General features: G+C 51.2%; 12 protein-coding genes, 2 pseudogenes and 1 riboswitch. Of the genes and pseudogenes, 11 read left to right on the top strand and 3 right to left on the bottom strand.

The annotated features are described in order from the left end of the window. Positions 1-524: pseudogene (locus tag ACE5LO_RS26830) on the top strand (transposase); the annotation flags it as partial. Positions 525-1,210: 686 nt separating this feature from the next. On the opposite strand, the gene ACE5LO_RS26825 reads toward ACE5LO_RS26830, so the two are convergent. Further along, positions 1,211-2,152: an alpha/beta hydrolase gene (locus ACE5LO_RS26825; protein WP_375522974.1), complete on the bottom strand. Its 942-nt coding sequence runs from the start codon at positions 2,150-2,152 to the stop codon at positions 1,211-1,213. A gap of 317 nt (positions 2,153-2,469) precedes the next feature. Between ACE5LO_RS26825 and ACE5LO_RS26820 the strand changes: the two genes are divergently transcribed. Continuing rightward, positions 2,470-3,279: a YitT family protein gene (locus tag ACE5LO_RS26820; protein WP_375522976.1), complete on the top strand. Its 810-nt coding sequence runs from the start codon at positions 2,470-2,472 to the stop codon at positions 3,277-3,279. A 324-nt stretch (positions 3,280-3,603) separates the two neighbouring features. Here ACE5LO_RS26820 and ACE5LO_RS26815 read toward each other — a convergent pair whose 3' ends face one another. After that, positions 3,604-4,581: an aldo/keto reductase gene (locus ACE5LO_RS26815; protein ID WP_375522973.1), complete on the bottom strand. Its 978-nt coding sequence runs from the start codon at positions 4,579-4,581 to the stop codon at positions 3,604-3,606. Between the two features lie 173 nt (positions 4,582-4,754). Then, complete coding sequence (locus tag ACE5LO_RS26810; RefSeq protein ID WP_375522972.1) at positions 4,755-4,904, bottom strand: hypothetical protein; 150 nt, start codon at positions 4,902-4,904, stop codon at positions 4,755-4,757. Between the two features lie 180 nt (positions 4,905-5,084). Next, positions 5,085-5,234, bottom strand: a riboswitch (cyclic di-AMP (ydaO/yuaA leader). Positions 5,235-5,655: 421 nt separating this feature from the next. Here ACE5LO_RS26810 and ACE5LO_RS26805 point away from each other — a divergent pair. The 9 genes and pseudogenes from ACE5LO_RS26805 to ACE5LO_RS26765 form a co-directional block, all read left to right on the top strand. Continuing rightward, positions 5,656-5,736, top strand: a complete 81-nt coding sequence (locus tag ACE5LO_RS26805) for a potassium-transporting ATPase subunit F (RefSeq protein ID WP_375522975.1) — start codon at positions 5,656-5,658, stop codon at positions 5,734-5,736. 42 nt (positions 5,737-5,778) lie between these two features. After that, positions 5,779-7,449 carry a potassium-transporting ATPase subunit KdpA gene (gene kdpA, locus ACE5LO_RS26800; RefSeq protein ID WP_375522971.1) on the top strand — a complete coding sequence of 557 codons (1,671 nt, stop codon included), beginning with the start codon at positions 5,779-5,781 and terminating at the stop codon, positions 7,447-7,449. Positions 7,450-7,477: 28 nt separating this feature from the next. Further along, the gene (kdpB, locus tag ACE5LO_RS26795) at positions 7,478-9,508 is read left to right on the top strand and encodes a potassium-transporting ATPase subunit KdpB (RefSeq protein ID WP_375522970.1); all 2,031 of its coding nucleotides are present in this window, start codon (positions 7,478-7,480) and stop codon (positions 9,506-9,508) included. Between the two features lie 42 nt (positions 9,509-9,550). After that, positions 9,551-10,120, top strand: a complete 570-nt coding sequence (gene kdpC, locus ACE5LO_RS26790; protein ID WP_375522969.1) for a potassium-transporting ATPase subunit KdpC — start codon at positions 9,551-9,553, stop codon at positions 10,118-10,120. 103 nt (positions 10,121-10,223) lie between these two features. Beyond that, positions 10,224-12,548 carry a histidine kinase gene (locus ACE5LO_RS26785; RefSeq protein WP_375522968.1) on the top strand — a complete coding sequence of 775 codons (2,325 nt, stop codon included), beginning with the start codon at positions 10,224-10,226 and terminating at the stop codon, positions 12,546-12,548. A gap of 129 nt (positions 12,549-12,677) precedes the next feature. After that, entirely contained in the window at positions 12,678-14,210 is a 1,533-nt protein-coding gene (locus ACE5LO_RS26780; protein WP_375522967.1) for an ATP-binding protein, read from the top strand. Next, positions 14,207-14,926 carry a response regulator gene (locus tag ACE5LO_RS26775; protein ID WP_375522966.1) on the top strand — a complete coding sequence of 240 codons (720 nt, stop codon included), beginning with the start codon at positions 14,207-14,209 and terminating at the stop codon, positions 14,924-14,926. The genes ACE5LO_RS26780 and ACE5LO_RS26775 overlap by 4 nt, the downstream gene beginning before the upstream one ends. A gap of 382 nt (positions 14,927-15,308) precedes the next feature. Further along, the gene (locus ACE5LO_RS26770; protein ID WP_375522965.1) at positions 15,309-15,764 is read left to right on the top strand and encodes a GNAT family N-acetyltransferase; all 456 of its coding nucleotides are present in this window, start codon (positions 15,309-15,311) and stop codon (positions 15,762-15,764) included. A gap of 285 nt (positions 15,765-16,049) precedes the next feature. Then, a pseudogene (locus ACE5LO_RS26765) lies at positions 16,050-16,520 on the top strand (hypothetical protein); the annotation flags it as partial.

Here is a 16,520-nt window from a genome sequence, read left to right as displayed (position 1 = left end):
ATGCCCGGGAGCTGCTCTGCGGAGACGTGAAGGTGAACAGCGACCTGTATGGGTGTAATCCGTCCCGGCCTCAGTTTTCTCATCCGCATGCTTCGGCGGTCGTAGCTGGGTGCACGGTCACGGAGTCGGGCGAGCCGGAGCAGGTCAAAATCCGCCTGGTCCCGCAGAAGAAGGGAGATGGGCAAAGAGCAAATCGTCACGAACTCGCTGCGTTCATCAACGAACAGGTAGATGTCCGTGCATCGGCGGTACAATCGTTCCTTCAAGCCTATCGGCTGTATACGCCCTTGCGGAAAGTGGTGAGAGAGGCGTGGAAATCGCTGAAGAGTACGTATGTAGCCTTGAGTCCGAAGCATCTGCAGGCGTACCTCAACGAGTACACCGGACGCCGCCGACTGCGCCTGACCGAAGGGGAAGAAACGATGTGGCAGAAGTTGCTGTACATGGGTGTGGCGATTCCGGCGATCCCTTACCGCCGACTGATTGCATGCCAACCGGTCCAGCCTCTTGCGGCTGCGTCCTGATCGCAGGGCTTGGACGAGGAAAGGTGAGCATGATGTGCGTTGCTTGAACGGTGTGGGTTAGCATGAACGAGGAAATCGGAAACATTCAGGTTCAAGCGGCAACGAGGACCAGGGTCTTTTTATGTTTTCGGTGCCTTGCTCCGCTCCCTCCTTCTCTCTCGGTCGGTTTCACATCACCTACACGCTCTGCTTTCTCCAAAGAACGTCTCATGACCTCGAACCGATCTGCTTCTCCATAAGGCACGATCCAAAAAATAATAGACCCATTCGATGGTCCTGAATAGCGTAACAACAGGCATTTTCGTGCCTCATTTGATCTGTTATTTTCTTTAACGTGCCTAAAGTGTATTTTCGGTTCCCGGTTTTCTGTTTTTCTTGACCTGATCCAACGGGATAATCATGCAAAGCTCCCGAACAGCGAGTATCACATGCCTTGCCACGATCGGCTGGCGGCTTGAGTCCATAAAATTAGTTAACTTAACTTTCGCAGCATGAAATTGAATCGGCAAACTTGCAAGAAGGGGATTCGGATTTCTCAGAACCCAGTAGCTACAAAGATTTAAGTGGATTTGGGCTCTGCGAAAGTTGAGTTAATGCGAAATTAGCGGGATAAGAGTAAAAAAATACAGCGGCAGTCCCGGACATTTATTTCTCGTCCGTGGCTGCCGCTGCTTCAATTTTGGCGGTTACTGTTTTAACCACGCATTTGCCAGGAGTAGGGCCCCTTTAGCCGCATTCGTCTCTGCCAGAGCGTTCAGCATGACGAAATCATGAATGATATGTTGGAAGCGGGCAGAGGTCACCGGTACACCGGCTTCAAGAAGCTTGCGTGCGTAAGCCTCTCCTTCATCCCGTAAAACATCCGCTTCAGCGGTAATAATCAAGGCTTGTGGCAACCCTTCCAGTTGCTCCTTGGATGCTCTTAACGGAGAAGTCGTGATCTGATTGCGTTCAGCGGCATCGGTTGTATATTGGTCCCAAAACCACTGCATTCCATCCCTGCGCAGAAAATATCCTGTTTGAAACTGGTGATAGGATTCCGTATCAAAGGCAGCATCGGTTACCGGGTAAAAGAGCAGCTGTTTATGTATAACAGGCCCTTTGCGTTCCTTGGCAAGCAAGGTGATGGCTGCAGCCATATTTCCGCCTACACTGTCGCCGGCGATATAAAGGCGGTTCAAGTCAAAACCTTCATTTTTGGCGTTGGCCTCAATCCATTGCAATACAGTATAGATCTCTTCGATCGCCGTAGGATATTTGGCTTCCGGTGACAGACTATAGTCCGGAAAGACAACAGCCGCTTCAGAGCCTGTGGCGAGCTCACGGACAAGCCGGTCATGTGTATGAGCATTGCCAAAAACCCAGCCCGCTCCATGGATGTACAGAATGACTGGCAGCTCCCCGGTTGCGTTCACGGGACGAAGAATGCGTACCGGCACGCTGCCAGTCGGTCCGCCTTCAACCTTGATATCCCGGACATCCGCTGGTTGTTTAAATATTTCACCGGATTGGACTTCATTTACTGCTTTACGGCCTTCCCCTGGACCAAGGTCAAAGAGATAGGGCGGATTTGCTGTGTCTTCAACAAATTTCTGGGCAGCCGGTTCCAATACAATTTTCTGTTTCATTCTTCATCAATCTCCTTTAGTTTATTGAGGTTAGATTGTGAGCAGTGGTTCATGTCCAAATCATAACCCAATACCGGTTTTATATATACCTACCACGTTTCGCAATCGAAGAAACTTCAGGATTATAAAATCAAATCTGACTGAAAAGGATTTACAACACGTGAGCCGATTAATATAATGTATAGTATTAAAAGAGCTGGGCGACTTAGGTGTGCATAAAGCGATTAAAGGATGATTTTTTTCCTTTAATCGCTTTTTTCGTGAGTTCAGTATTCATTGGAGGGAATCGTTTGAGAAATAGGTTGTTTGATTTACTTATGCTGCTTGTCGGGGCGTTTCTGTTTGCTCTGGCGGTTAATCTGTTTATCATTCCGAACGACTTCGGAGAGGGCGGTGTGACCGGGATTTCCATCATTTTGTTTTATCTCCTCAACTGGTCCCCGGCGCTCGTCAGCATCGTCATTAACGGCATATTGTTGCTGATTGGAAATAAACTGCTGGATAAGAAAACAACGGTGTATACGATCATCGCAGTCGGTTTCAACGCCTTGTTCCTGCACCTGACCGAGCATTGGAAGATTTCATCGAGCGAGCCTTTTATTAATGCGATTTTTGCAGGACTGCTGGCCGGTGTGGGCATCGGGCTTATTGTCCGGGTGGGGGGCACTACGGCGGGTACAGCCATACTTGCCCGGCTGGCTAACAAATACTGGGACTGGAACGTCAGCTATGCCCTGTTGTTCTTCGATCTGATCGTGGCTGGACTCTCCGTGTTCGTCATCGGGATCGAGAAGGTCATGATCACGGTTGTCATTTTATATGTCGGAACAAAAGCGATGGATTTTATGATTGAGGGATTGAATCCCAAAAAAGCGGTTACGATTATATCCGTCCACCACGACCAGATCGCAGCACAGGTAACCAAAATAATGGACAGGGGCGTAACGGTGCTGAGCGGGTACGGTTATTACACCGGACAGTCGAAGGATGTGCTGTACATTGTAACCAGCAAGCAGGAAATATCGATGCTCAAGAAAATTGTGCGTGCTGAGGATAAGAATGCTTTTGTTACCATACATGACGTGCGCGACGTTTTTGGCGAGGGGTTTATTGATATTTCCAAATAGTGCGGGTAAATGGCTGAAATGGGATAGCGGCAGTTCGGGACTTTTCTTCGTCCATGACTGCCGCTATTTCCATTGTAGAGGTAGTTCAAAAAGTCATCTTTTAATCACGAAGGAAGTCAGGAAGCAGACTCGACATCGAATCTTGAATTCAGCCGGGACTAAGTCGATGCTTCCGAAGCATGTTTCCTGCGGAAACATTTCAGGTGCTCACGTACCCCAAGTACGCTCCGCTCCTCAGTCCCTAGCTTCATTCAACCTTCTCGGTGCTGAAAACCTGACTTTTTGAACACGAACTTATAGTAACCGCTGAATGGGGAGCCTGGTTTATTTATCCGGCAGACGATACACGGCAAAAGGTTCACTGTGCACAAACCGGCTGCTCAGTTCATTCAGCTTGCTCTCGGTCTCAGCATCGTAAGACAGGGACATGCTCTGCAGGCTGTCCTGCAGCTGCTCGACCCGGGTGGCGCCAACAATAACGGTGGAGACTGCAGGCCGGTTCATGAGCCAGGCCAAAGACAGCGCGGTCGGACTGGAACTCAGTTCATTTGCAATACGTCCTACTTCTTCACCAAGCTGGAGCCGGTCATCCGTAAGGAATCTGGAAAAAGTGGGATCGGTATCTGCTCTCGATCCAGCAGGTGTCTGATTCCCGACATATTTTCCGGTCAAAATACCGCCTGCCAACGGGAAATACGGAATGATGCCGATACATTGGTCCAGGCAAAGGGGAACCAGCTCTTTTTCCGGTGTACGGTCGGCCAGGGAGTAGCTGCATTGTAGGGAGATGTATGCGGCAAATCGCTGCCGTTCGCTGATGCTCAGCGCCTTCATCAATTCCCATGCCGCATAGTTGGATGCCCCGATGTAGCGGATTTTGCCAGCAGAGATCATATCGTCCAGGGTGCGGAGCGTTTCTTCCAGCGGGGTAGACGGATCAAACGTATGTATCTGGTACAGATCAACGTAATCCGTTTGCAGACGGCGGAGGCTGTCTTCCAGTTCCTGTTGTAGATGGTAACGGGAGGATCCGCTTTGATTGGGCCCTTGTCCTCTGGGCAGTCCGGCTTTGGTCGCAAGCACGGCCTGATGCCGTTTTCCTTGCAGTGCCAGACCGATCATTCTCTCAGATTCCGTACCCGCGTAAATGTTGGCTGTATCAATGAAATTAATGCCGCTGTCCAGGGCGTGATGAATAATTCGGATTGAGGTTTCTTCGTCGGCACGCTTGCCAAACGCATTTGTCCCGAGTCCAAGTGTGGATACTTGCAGCCCGCTGCTGCCAAGGCGGCGGAAGTTCATGGCATTCACTCCTTCTGTGGGTATCAAAGATAATATACATTATCTCAAATGCAGTAGGTTCTACGCAAAGACATCGATTACAACCCAACTCGAAATCTATACATAAAAGATATATAGTTCGTCTAGAGAAAGTAATCATACTAAGGATGAGAAACATGGCATACTCTACAGCTTTATCGCAGGGTCATTCCCTTCAGTCGGTGCAGATAAGACGCCCATTTGATCATATCGAAGCTTTTGTCGTTCACGGACATCACACATTCCCCCCAGCCCGTGCAGGAGCCACAGTTGATCTGCAGCAACCCGTAACGGCAACTCCTCAACGGCAACTCCTCAACGGCAACTCCTCAACGTTCCTTTTCCCGCCTGGTAACAGGTGTCGATGTCAAACTCGAATAGCTGAATCCCTGTAATACGTGCCTCGGTCATAAAACTGCCTTTCATGCTCATCAAGGGCTGAAGCTGATAGTTTAACGTGTAATCCTCCATGGGTCATTTCCTTTCGTTCAGGTCTCTGACGCTTACGAGGTTAGCTGTCGGATTCGGACTGAGAGTAGCCCTACATGAAGCTCAATTTATGATTCACCCCAAGGCTGGTTAAGCCGTTCCGGTTCCCCCGTTTCCCGTGTACGGGAATTCAGCGACTACGGCACTGCGTGTATCTTGTCATCGAACTGAAAAACATGATAGTCCTGCTGCATGAGGATGTAAAGCAGGCCTTTTTCATTTTTACACTTTTTTTACGCCCCCCGCTGAGATCTTAACCCCATTTTTATATCGAACCGTATTATCATTGGCTCTGTGCCGAGGATAGATGGCTTGTTTCTATCCCGAGAATGAAATCCTGCCACAGGAGGCAACCTATATGAACATTTGAAAATAGGATGGGTTTGCTTGAGCAAGCTGCCATAAAGACGCTGCGGTTTGGTCTATTTATTTTGGTCTATTTATAGTGGAGGGTTGTGAATACATGCTGGATATCGTAATGGTAGCATCCTTGATTCTATTAACTTTGATGATGGTTGGATTGCTGGGCTGGGCCGGCAAAGTGGCGGATGAAGGAAGTGAACGCTCATGATGTGGCTGCTCGGCATCGTTGTTCTTCTGGTCGGCATGTACCTGACTTACGTGCTGTTAAATCCAGAAAAATTCTAATAGAGGTACTAATGGGGCAGTAGAGGAAGGAGTTCAAACGTTATGTTCGCTGTTTTGTCTATCGGGGTGACGCTGCTGCTGGTGCTGTTGCTGGCGCGTCCAATGGGGCTTTATATGGCCCGGGTATTTAATTATGAGCCGTCCGGATTGGATAAATGGTTCGGGTGGATCGAGAAGCCGATCTTTGCGCTTGGCGGCATCCGCCGGGATAATCAGTCATGGAAGCAGTACGCGTTGTCCGCTGTTCTGAGCAATTTGGTTATGATTCTGCTGGTGTATTTGATTTTCCGGGTGCAAAAGTTTCTGCCGCTAAATCCGTCCGGCATTGATAATATGGAGCCAACGCTTGCCTTTAACACGGCGATAAGCTTTATGACCAATACGAATCTGCAGCATTACAGTGGAGAAAGCGGCCTTTCCTATTTCTCGCAAATGGTAGCCATTGTATTTATGATGTTTATGGCACCGGCTACCGCTCTTGCGGTGGGGATTGCTTTTATCAGAGGGCTTGCAGGCAAGCCGCTCGGTAACTTTTTTGTGGACCTGGTCCGCTCGGTCACACGTATCTTTTTGCCCATTTCCTTTGTTATGGCGTTTGTTTTTATCGCGCTTGGTGTGCCACAAACGCTGGATGCCACGGCAACGGCGCACACGATTGGCGGGGAGGTGCAGGAGATCGCTCGTGGTCCGGTGGGATCGTTCTTGTCCATTAAGGAATTGGGTAACAACGGCGGAGGTTTCTACGGGGTCAACTCAGCTCATCCGTTCGAGAACCCGGACGCCATCAGCAACATGCTGCAGATTTTGCTCATGATGCTGCTCGTTACGGCCCTGCCTTTTACGTATGGCAAGATGGTCGGCAACGCCAAGCAGGGGCGTGTTCTGTTTGTATCGATGGCGATGCTCTTCATCGTTATGCTGGGCATTTCCCTGAGCGCGGAGAGCGCGGGCAACCCTGCCCTGAACGCCACGGGCATTCAGCATGAACAAGGCAGCATGGAAGGCAAAGAGGTCCGTTTTGGCGTGGTGCAATCCTCCTTGTATTCCGTGGTTACCACAGCATCGGAGACGGGTGCCGTCAATACGATGCATGACACGTTGACGCCGCTCGCCGGGCTGATTACGCTCGCGAATATGATGCTGAACACGGTGTTTGGCGGAGTAGGGGCAGGCTTCATGAACGTGCTGATGTATGCGATGATCGGTGTGTTTTTATCTGGTCTGATGGTCGGACGAACACCTGAGTTCCTCGGCAAGAAGATTGAAGGGCGGGAGATGAAGCTGATCGCGGTCACGCTGCTGATTCAGCCCTTGCTGATTCTGGCACCGACAGCGCTCGCCTTGTACACGAATCCGGATACGATCTCGAACCCCGGGTTCCACGGGTTATCGCAGGCGTTGTATGAATTTACGTCCGCTGCGGCGAATAACGGCTCCGGTTTCGAGGGGCTGGGTGACAATACGCCTTTCTGGAACATTGCGACAGGCATCGTCATGTATCTGGGACGTTATTTCTCCATCGTGACAATGCTGGCGGTTGCCGGTTCATTGGCGGCCAAAAGGACTGTGCCGGAAACGTCGGGCACGTTCCGCACGGATAACGCATTGTTCGCAGGGGTGTTCCTGGGCTCAGTGCTGATTGTGGGAGCTTTGACTTTCTTCCCGGCGCTGGTGCTCGGACCGGTTGCGGAATTTTTAACGCTAAAGCCTTAACCTTAGAAAGTAACGGAGGAAGCTGGCCATGAAACAAAAAAAATCAATGATGAGCCCTGAGCTTATTCAGAAGGCCATCAAGGAATCATTCCTGAAGCTGGACCCGCGCGTCATGATCCGCAACCCGATCATGTTCGTTGTTGAAATAGGATTTATCATTACGCTTTTACTGATATTCGTACCGGATCTGTTTGGTGGAACGGCATCCTGGGGATATAATCTGGCGGTTGCATTAATTCTGCTGTTCACGGTGCTGTTCGCCAACTTTGCTGAAGCGCTCGCGGAAGGACGGGGCAAAGCGCAGGCGGACACGTTGAAAAAGACCAAGCAGGATATTCAAGCCAATAAAATGACAGGTCCTTCCTCGGTCAAGCTCGTCTCGTCTTCGGAGCTGCGTAAAGGGGATGTCGTCATCATCGCCCAAGGAGAAATGATCCCCGGGGACGGCGAGGTGATTGAAGGGCTTGCTTCGGTAGACGAATCGGCGATTACCGGGGAATCGGCGCCGGTCATCAAGGAAGCAGGCGGCGATTTCAGCTCGGTCACTGGCGGCACACGTGTCGTGAGTGACCAGATTAAAGTGCGCATTACCAGCGATCCCGGCGAGTCTTTTCTTGATCGTATGATTGCTCTCGTAGAAGGCGCAAAGCGGCAGAAAACACCTAATGAAATTGCATTGAGTACCGTGCTGACGAGCCTGACGCTGATCTTTCTTATTGTAGTTGTAACCTTGCCGTTCTTTGGTGCTTATTTGAATGTTTCTTTGGAAATTCCGATGCTCATCGCGCTCCTGGTATGCTTGATTCCGACGACCATTGGCGGTTTGCTGTCTGCCATCGGTATTGCCGGCATGGACCGTGTAACCCAATTCAATGTGCTGGCGATGTCCGGGAAGGCTGTGGAAGCGGCCGGGGATATCAACACGATTATCCTCGATAAGACCGGAACGATTACGTTCGGGAATCGGATGGCGAGTGAATTTGTCCCTGTCGGGGGGCATAAGGAAAGCGAAACGGCTCAGTGGGCTGCCATCAGCTCGCTCAAGGATGAGACACCAGAGGGACGCTCAGTGCTGGAGCTGATGAAAAAGCTGGGCCTCGAATATGACGCGTCTCTGGGAAATGGAGCCGAGTTTCTTGAATTCCGGGCGGAGACCCGCATGAGTGGTATGGATTTGCGGAACGGGCGCCAGGTACGCAAGGGCGCGGTGGATGCCGTGAAGAAATGGGTTATTGCGCAAGGCGGCAAAATCCCCAAAGACCTGGATCAGCACAGCGACCGCATTGCGAAAGCCGGAGGCACGCCGCTGGCCGTGGCGGTTGACACGGAGATTTTTGGCCTCATCTATTTGAAGGATACGGTTAAACCGGGTATGAAGGAACGGTTTGAGCAAATGCGGCAAATGGGGATTAAAACGATTATGTGTACAGGTGATAATCCTCTGACCGCAGCGACGATTGCGCTGGAGGCCGGTGTCGATGATTTTATTGCGGAAAGCAAGCCTGAAGACAAAATTGCCGTGATCCGCAAGGAGCAGGCCGAAGGCAAGCTGGTGGCGATGACGGGGGACGGCACCAATGACGCGCCGGCCCTGGCACAGGCGGATGTAGGGATTGCCATGAACAGCGGTACGGTAGCGGCCAAAGAAGCGGCAAATATGGTGGATCTGGATTCCGATCCGTCCAAAATTATTGAAGTGGTGTCAATCGGCAAGCAGCTTCTGATGACACGCGGGGCGCTGACTACCTTCAGTATTGCGAACGATATTGCCAAATATTTTGCGATCATTCCAGCGCTGTTCATGGTGGCCATTCCACAAATGGAAGTGTTGAATATTATGCGGCTCGGTTCGCCAAGCTCGGCGATTTTATCGGCGCTGATCTTTAACGCAATCATTATTCCACTGCTGATCCCGCTGGCGATGAAGGGTGTGGCGTATAAGCCGATGTCCTCGTCGCAACTGCTGCAGCGTAACTTGTTCATTTACGGTTTGGGAGGCGTGATCGTGCCATTCCTGGGCATTAAGCTGATCGATCTGGTTGTCCATCTATGGGTGTAATAGAGGTAGTTCAAAACTAAATAGAAAGGGCGGATAATGAAAATGAAAATAATTGTGAACAGCCTTCGCTTGAGCCTGGTGTTCATGGTGGTCTGCGGGCTTCTGTATAATCTTGTCGTGACAGGCATTGCACAAGCGATAATGCCGAAGCAGGCGGACGGCAGTCTGTTATATGATGAGCAGAACAATGTCATTGGCTCGGAGCTGATTGGACAGCAATTCACGAATCCTAAATTCTTCCATGGGCGTGTATCCTCAATTGATTATAATGCGGCAGGCTCGGGCAGCGGCAACTATGCCCCTTCCAACCCGGATATGCTGGCCCGTACACAGGAGTCAGTGGAAGCGTGGAAAAAGGACAACCCGGACGTACCGGTCAGCGAGCTGCCGATTGACCTGATCACCAACTCCGGTTCCGGCCTTGATCCGCACATTAGTCCGGAAGCAGCAAAGGCGCAAATTCCAAGAATCAGCAAGCTGACGGGAATTTCTGCGGATAAGCTGAATGAACTTGTGGCGGCCAATACGTCCGGCAGAGAGCTTGGCTTTCTGGGAGAACCTGTGGTGAATGTGCTGAAATTAAACTTGGCTTTAAGCAAACAAATGCAATGACGGTCACCCCGCTCAGGAGATTTTGCTGGGCGGGGTCATGGTTTTTTTGTGGAACTCTATCATTACGAAGCTTTATCATTTTGGATAATTGCGGGTGGTTCATATGGAGGAAGGATTCAGAAGGAAAACCCCGGAAGAAATATTAAAGTCAATCTCGGAGCTGAAGCGCGGCCGCTTGAAAATCTATATTGGCCCATTCAGTGGTTCCGGCAAAACCTATCATATGCTGCGCGAGGGCAACAGTCTGAGGCAAAAGGGGATCGATGTGGTCATCTGCGCCGTATCCACCATGCAGCGCAAAGAAACGATCGAGCAAATCGGCTGCCTCGAAAGAGTGCCCAGCATTCATTGGCAGCAAGGGGGCGTAGAGAAGAAGGACTTGAACCTGGAAGTGCTGCTGGAGCGCAATCCGGAGGTGGTGCTGGTCGACGGGCTGGCGCATCGCAACCGTACGGGGGCACAGTTCAAGACCCGCCTGCAGGACATTCAGTATCTGCTCAAGGCCGGGATTAGCGTCATTACCACGATCAATGTGTATGAACTGGTTGGCTATCACGAGCTTGCCCAGAAGCTGACCGGCATTAAAGTGGAAGAAACGGTCCCTGCCGAAACGCTGGATTTGGCCGATGAAATCCGTCTGATCGACGTCACACCCGAATCGATTCTTACCCGCCTGTCGGAGGGAGCGCTGGAGACGACCCAAGCCTCGCTGTCCAAACGGAACAACCTGGGAAAGTTACGGGAGCTGGCTTTGCGGCTTGTGGCCGAGGATGTTAACGAATCGCTGGAAAAGCACCGGGAGGAGTTAGGCCTGAACGGTCCTTCCGGTGCGGCGGAGCGCATACTGGTCTCCACGCAGTACCATTGGAACGGATCGATCTACATTCGCCGCGGCCAGCAAATTGCGAAAAGGCTGAACGGTGAAATGCTGGTCGTTACCTTCATGAATCCGCAGAAGCAGCTTACGAGGGAGCAGACCGCGTTTAAACGTTCCATGATGAAGATGACCGAGAAAATCGAGGATGCGGACTTCATTGAGCTTCCGTTCACATCCAGAAGGATGATTCCCAGGCAGCTTGTCGATTATGCGATCAAAAACAACGTGACACGAATCGTACTGGGACACTCCAAACAGACACCTTGGCAGGAGTGGGTCAGAGGCTCTATCGCCAATTCCTTGATGAAGCTGGTCAACAATATGGATTTGTTTTTTATTGCAGATACCGCCGAAGCGAAGGGGGAGCGAATTTTGCCGACCTCCATTCGGCAGCAGCACGATACAAACCCGTACCGGCGTCTGAGCGAGACGGAAGTGAAGGAGCAAATCAGCCGCATCAAACGCGGCACCTTCAAGGTGTATATCGGAGCAGCGCCTGGTGTAGGGAAAACGTATACGATGCTGCGGGAAGGTAATGTTTTGCCGCGCAAAGGGATTCAGGTGGTGATCGGCTTGCTGGAGACGCATGGGCGTCAGGAAACGCTGGAGCAGATCGGAGATCTGTACACCATTCCAAGAAAAGTGGCCGACTATCGCGGAACCCGGCTGGAGGAAATGGATGTAGATGAGATCATACGGCATAATCCCGAGGTTGTGCTTGTGGATGAGCTTGCCCATACCAACATTCCCGGCAGCAGGAACAAGAAAAGATACGAGGATATTCTGGAGATTCTGGACGCTGGCATTTCCGTCATTTCAACTATGAATGTGCAGCATCTGGAAAGTTTGAACGATGCCGTGGAACAGCTTACGGGCGTCAGAGTGCGGGAAACGGTTCCTGATAATATTCTGCGCCTCGCCGATGAGGTCCAGTTAATCGACGTCGCTCCGAATGCCTTGCAGCAGAGGCTGCGGGAAGGGAAGATTTATGCGGCGAACAAGGTGGATCAGGCCTTGAACCATTTTTTCAAGACAGGCAACCTGATTGCCCTGCGCGAACTGGCTCTGCGGGAGCTGGCCGACGACGTGGACGAACGGCTGGAAGCATGGGAGCGTGGAGGCTCCTTGCGCGGGCCGTGGCGGCGGCAGGAGGTGATCTTCGTCTGTGTGACTTTGAGCGCACGGGCGGAGAGTCTGATTCGCAGAGGCTTCCGGATTGCACACCGGCTGAAAGCATGCTGGTACGTTCATTTTGTCACGCTGCAGAGCGAATTTACGGAAGAAGAGCAGAAGCGCATCCACGATTTGCAGCAGTTGACCCGGCGCTTCGGGGGACAGTTTGAGCTTCAATATGCGAGAAAACCAAGGGAAGTGGCACAGAAGCTGCTGGAGAAAGCTAATCTGTATGCAAGCACACAAATGATTGTCGGACAGACGAAGCAGAATGTATGGCAGCGCATGCTGACAGGCAGCACGGTCAAATCGATCCTGAAATACGGGCGGCACATGGATGTGCTGGTCGTATCAGGCTTCAGTCAGAAGGAGCGGTAACCGTTGTCTAAGCCTAGCCTCAACCTGACCTATACTTGGCCTACATCTGATCTAGGCCGGGAGTTGCCTAATTCCGGATGTTTGTTCATACTGTTTTTGTACGGCAGAGATTGTTAGGATGTGACATGAATGGTGCAAAAACGCCCGTATATATGGGTTACCTTGTCTATCATACTGCTGACCGTTGCTTTGAAATGGATCGGCGGTCCTTTTTTTGATCTGGTGAATATTGCTCTGATCTATTTGCTGCCCGTGTTAATAAGCGCGGTGTACGGGAGTAAAGGATCTTCGTTCTATGCGGCAGGCTTGGGCGTGCTGGCTTTTGATTTTTTCTTCGTTCCTCCCCAGTTGAGTTTTACGGTGGCGGATCTTCGTTATGTAGTGTCATTTATTATCTTCCTGTTCGTGGCTGCATTAACGGGAAGTCTGGCAGCCAGATTGAAGCAGCAATTGGAATATTCCAGGCAAAGGGAAGAGCATACGGCATCATTGTATACGTTAAGTAAAGAGATGAATGCTATCGCCGATATTCCAGCCCTGCTGAACCATGTAGTCCTCCAGGTGTCCCGGTCTGCGGAAGCCGAAGCCGTTATCTATTTGCCGGACGGCCAGGATGAATTGGAATTGGCTGCTTCCTCCCCTGAGACTTCCAATTGGGGAAGCGGTGAAGCGGAGCTGGTCATCGCCAGGTGGGTGTACCAGCATGGTGTCCGGGCCGGCAAGGGTGCGGAGAAGCTGCGGGAATCTGCTGGTCTGTACATCCCTTTGCGTATCGAAGAGAAAATCTACGGGGTATTGGGTGTGAACCTCAGCTCCGCGTTCCTGCCCCCGGAGACGGCAAAGCTGCTTGATGCCCTCGCCGAGATTGGCGCAAGCGCCATCGCCCGTCTGAAGCTGAGCGAAGAAGCCAGATTGGCTCATCTGACCGCAGAGTCGGAAAAGCTGCGCACAGCGATCCTGGATTCCGTCTCCCATGAGCTGCGGACTCCTTTGGCGACGGTGATCGGCTCTGCGACAGCCCTGATTGAAGGAGATAACCTGTTTTCCACAGCGGATCGAATGGATCTGCTCGCCACAATCCGGGATGGGGCTTTGCGCATGAACCGGCTCGTGTCCAATTTGCTCGGCATGATCCGGCTGGAGAGCGGCATGCTGAAGCTGCGGAAAAAATGGTGTGATATTGAGGATCTGCTCGGTGTCGTGCTGCAGCAGGTGCAGGATTTCCAGCAGCAACGGAAGCTGCTTGTGCATATGCCGGACCATATTCCGCTGATCCAGGGGGACGAGGTTCTGCTGGAACAGATGCTGGTTAATGTGGTCAGCAATGCGATCAAGTACTCGCCGGACGGCAGCGAAGTAACGATCGAAGTTCACGTTGAAGCGGATGCGGTGATCATCTCCGTCAGGGACAGGGGAATGGGGCTTGATACAGCCGATCAGGAGCGGATATTCGATAAATTTTACCGGGCGGACAGGACAAAGCATGTGCCGGGGACCGGCTTGGGGCTGGCGATCTGCAAAGGAATCGTAGAGCTGCACGATGGCACCATATCGGCGGAGCCCGCACCGGATCGGGGAACGATCATCACGATTAGCCTCCCGCTAAGTGACGAAAACAAGAGCATGTCCATGCATTCAGAAGGAGAAATGGAGAATCTATGACAACATCCGACACAGGGGCCAAAATTCTGGTCATCGACGATGAACCCCAGATTCGTAAGCTGCTTAAAGTGACCCTGCAGGCCCATCAATTTGAAATTGAAGAGGCGGCGACCGGCGAGGAGGGCATCGTGAAAGCCACGGTTATCCATTCCGATTTGATCGTATTGGACCTGGGCCTGCCTGATGTGCCGGGAATGGAAGTGCTTCATCGTATTCGCGAATGGTCCAGCGTACCGATTATTGTGCTGACGGCCAAAGAACGGGAAGAAGACAAGATCGCCGCACTTGACGGCGGGGCGGATGATTATATCACGAAGCCCTTTGGCATGGGAGAACTGCTCGCGCGAATCCGTGTCGCGCTGCGGCATGTCGCGAAGTCCGTTCATGAGCCCGTCCTCAAGTTCGACGACCTGGTCATCGATTTGGCACAGCGCAGTGTCATGCTGGGGGATGAGCGGGTCAAGCTGACGCCGACAGAGTACGATCTTCTGAAAATATTGGCCACAAACGCGGATAAAGTCGTTACACAGCGGCAGCTGCTGCAGCAGGTGTGGGGCAGTCATCACAATGAATCCACCGAAGGTCATTACCTGCGGGTCTATATCAGCCACCTGAGAAAAAAACTGGAGGAAGACCCAACCCGGCCCAAACTGATTATTACGGAACCCGGGATCGGATACAGATTCCTTACGCCGGAGCATTCCGAGGATGAATGACGATTCAAAACCGAAATCGGAGCCTGACAAGACCAGACGGCGTTGTGCGATCCTCCTAACGGACTGTAATGCCGCTATTTCATCGAAATCAAGCATTTGTAGAATGTTAGCGGACTCCATGGCCTTTATTTAGCATTTAAGTACAGGTTTTGGGTCATTTTCAGGTGAATAGGGTCTCTCCAGTCCGTTAAAACAATGAAATTCCGCTTTTGGGGCAAATAAGAGCGCTCTAGTCCGTTAGCGGAAAAGGACGACGATTCCTCGCTCCAACGGCCCGGCGCCAAGCACCGATGTTCAGATTGAGCCTGAATTATTTCTATATTCATTTGCTGAATTACATGATATGATGCTGAATTAATATAGGCATAAGGGGTGACCTGCGTTGGATATCAAAAAGGATGATTTAACCGGACCCGAGATTATCGCGTTAATTGGAGAGCATCTGCAGGACATGCATGATACCTCTCCTCCGGAGAGTGTTCATGCTCTGGATCTTGACGGCTTGAAGAAGCCGGAGATTACCTTCTGGAGCGTTTGGGAGGAGGATCAACTGCTGGGCTGCGGGGCGCTGAAGGAGCTTGACCCGCTTCACGGAGAGGTGAAGTCCATGCGTACCGCTGCACAGCATTTGCGCAAAGGGGTTGCCAGGGAGATGCTCGCCTATATTATCGAAGAAGCCAAGCGGCAGGGGTATGAGCGGATCAGTCTGGAAACCGGCTCCATGGAAGCTTTTGCACCGGCCAGAAGACTGTATGAAAGCTTCGGCTTCGAGTACTGCGGGCCATTTGCGGACTATATTGAAGACCCGAACAGCGTATTTATGACTAAAGCGTTGTGAGATACATATTCGTTAAACACAAGATACCGGAATTCTGCCTCAGCAGAGTTTCGGTATTTTTTGTCAACCCATTTAGTGGAAATTGATTCTATTGTCTCAAAAATCAGTTTTCAAATGGGGCATATATGACTATGAAAACATCCAAAATCTTCTCCGATATTATAGGGATAAACCCGTTTTTGTGGAAATGGAGGGGGACTATAGTTACTGTCTTTAAATCAGGAGAAACATGCATTTAGTAGAAAGATTAGAAGTAGATTCAGACATTAGGAGGGTTCAGGTTATATGTTACGTAAAAAAATAGGTGCGGCTATTCTGGCTGTGGTGTTGTCTGCAGGCGGTTGGTCCATCCCTTCGGCAAATGCCGCCGAGCCGCAGCTTCAGATAACAGATCAGCAGACGGCTCCCAACGCTGCAGTGGGAGAGAGTGTCTATACCGACACACCTGCACGGGTGATGCGAATCACGGCATTGGCAGGAGAAGAACTGATCATCCAACCGGGTGAAAGCTATGAATTCCGTAATGATACCTCCAGCAGTAAATCATTGTCAAACGACGGCTCTTCATCCAAAGGGATCCTTCTGGACTACGTGACTTATCGTGAAGACGGGACGATCTACTCCGATAATATGGATTCCATCGGTACTCCTCTCATTCTGGGAGGTGGCTGGGCTGTGGTAACGGCTGTCGGCCCCAATCCGCTGACCGTAACGCTCAAGGATGGTATTTCCTACAGTGCTTCTTCTGTCCCGGCA

Origin of the sequence: Paenibacillus medicaginis (genome assembly GCF_042138635.1) — a bacterium.
Lineage (GTDB): Bacteria > Bacillota > Bacilli > Paenibacillales > Paenibacillaceae > Paenibacillus > Paenibacillus medicaginis.
The sequence above is the reverse complement of the archived record's forward strand: the minus strand, read 5'-3'. Positions and strand labels throughout refer to the sequence as shown.

Excerpts from the sequence above, each read along its gene's own strand:
- kdpC (WP_375522969.1), top strand. The coding sequence starts at position 9,551 with ATGAAAATAATTGTGAACAGCCTTCGCTTGAGCCTGGTGTTCATGGTG.
- ACE5LO_RS26805 (WP_375522975.1), top strand. The coding sequence starts at position 5,656 with ATGATGTGGCTGCTCGGCATCGTTGTTCTTCTGGTCGGCATGTACCTG.
- ACE5LO_RS26825 (WP_375522974.1), bottom strand. The coding sequence starts at position 2,152 with ATGAAACAGAAAATTGTATTGGAACCGGCTGCCCAGAAATTTGTTGAA.
- ACE5LO_RS26815 (WP_375522973.1), bottom strand. The coding sequence starts at position 4,581 with ATGAACTTCCGCCGCCTTGGCAGCAGCGGGCTGCAAGTATCCACACTT.
- kdpA (WP_375522971.1), top strand. The coding sequence starts at position 5,779 with ATGTTCGCTGTTTTGTCTATCGGGGTGACGCTGCTGCTGGTGCTGTTG.
- ACE5LO_RS26780 (WP_375522967.1), top strand. The coding sequence starts at position 12,678 with ATGGTGCAAAAACGCCCGTATATATGGGTTACCTTGTCTATCATACTG.
- ACE5LO_RS26820 (WP_375522976.1), top strand. The coding sequence starts at position 2,470 with ATGCTGCTTGTCGGGGCGTTTCTGTTTGCTCTGGCGGTTAATCTGTTT.
- ACE5LO_RS26785 (WP_375522968.1), top strand. The coding sequence starts at position 10,224 with ATGGAGGAAGGATTCAGAAGGAAAACCCCGGAAGAAATATTAAAGTCA.
- kdpB (WP_375522970.1), top strand. The coding sequence starts at position 7,478 with ATGAAACAAAAAAAATCAATGATGAGCCCTGAGCTTATTCAGAAGGCC.
- ACE5LO_RS26775 (WP_375522966.1), top strand. The coding sequence starts at position 14,207 with ATGACAACATCCGACACAGGGGCCAAAATTCTGGTCATCGACGATGAA.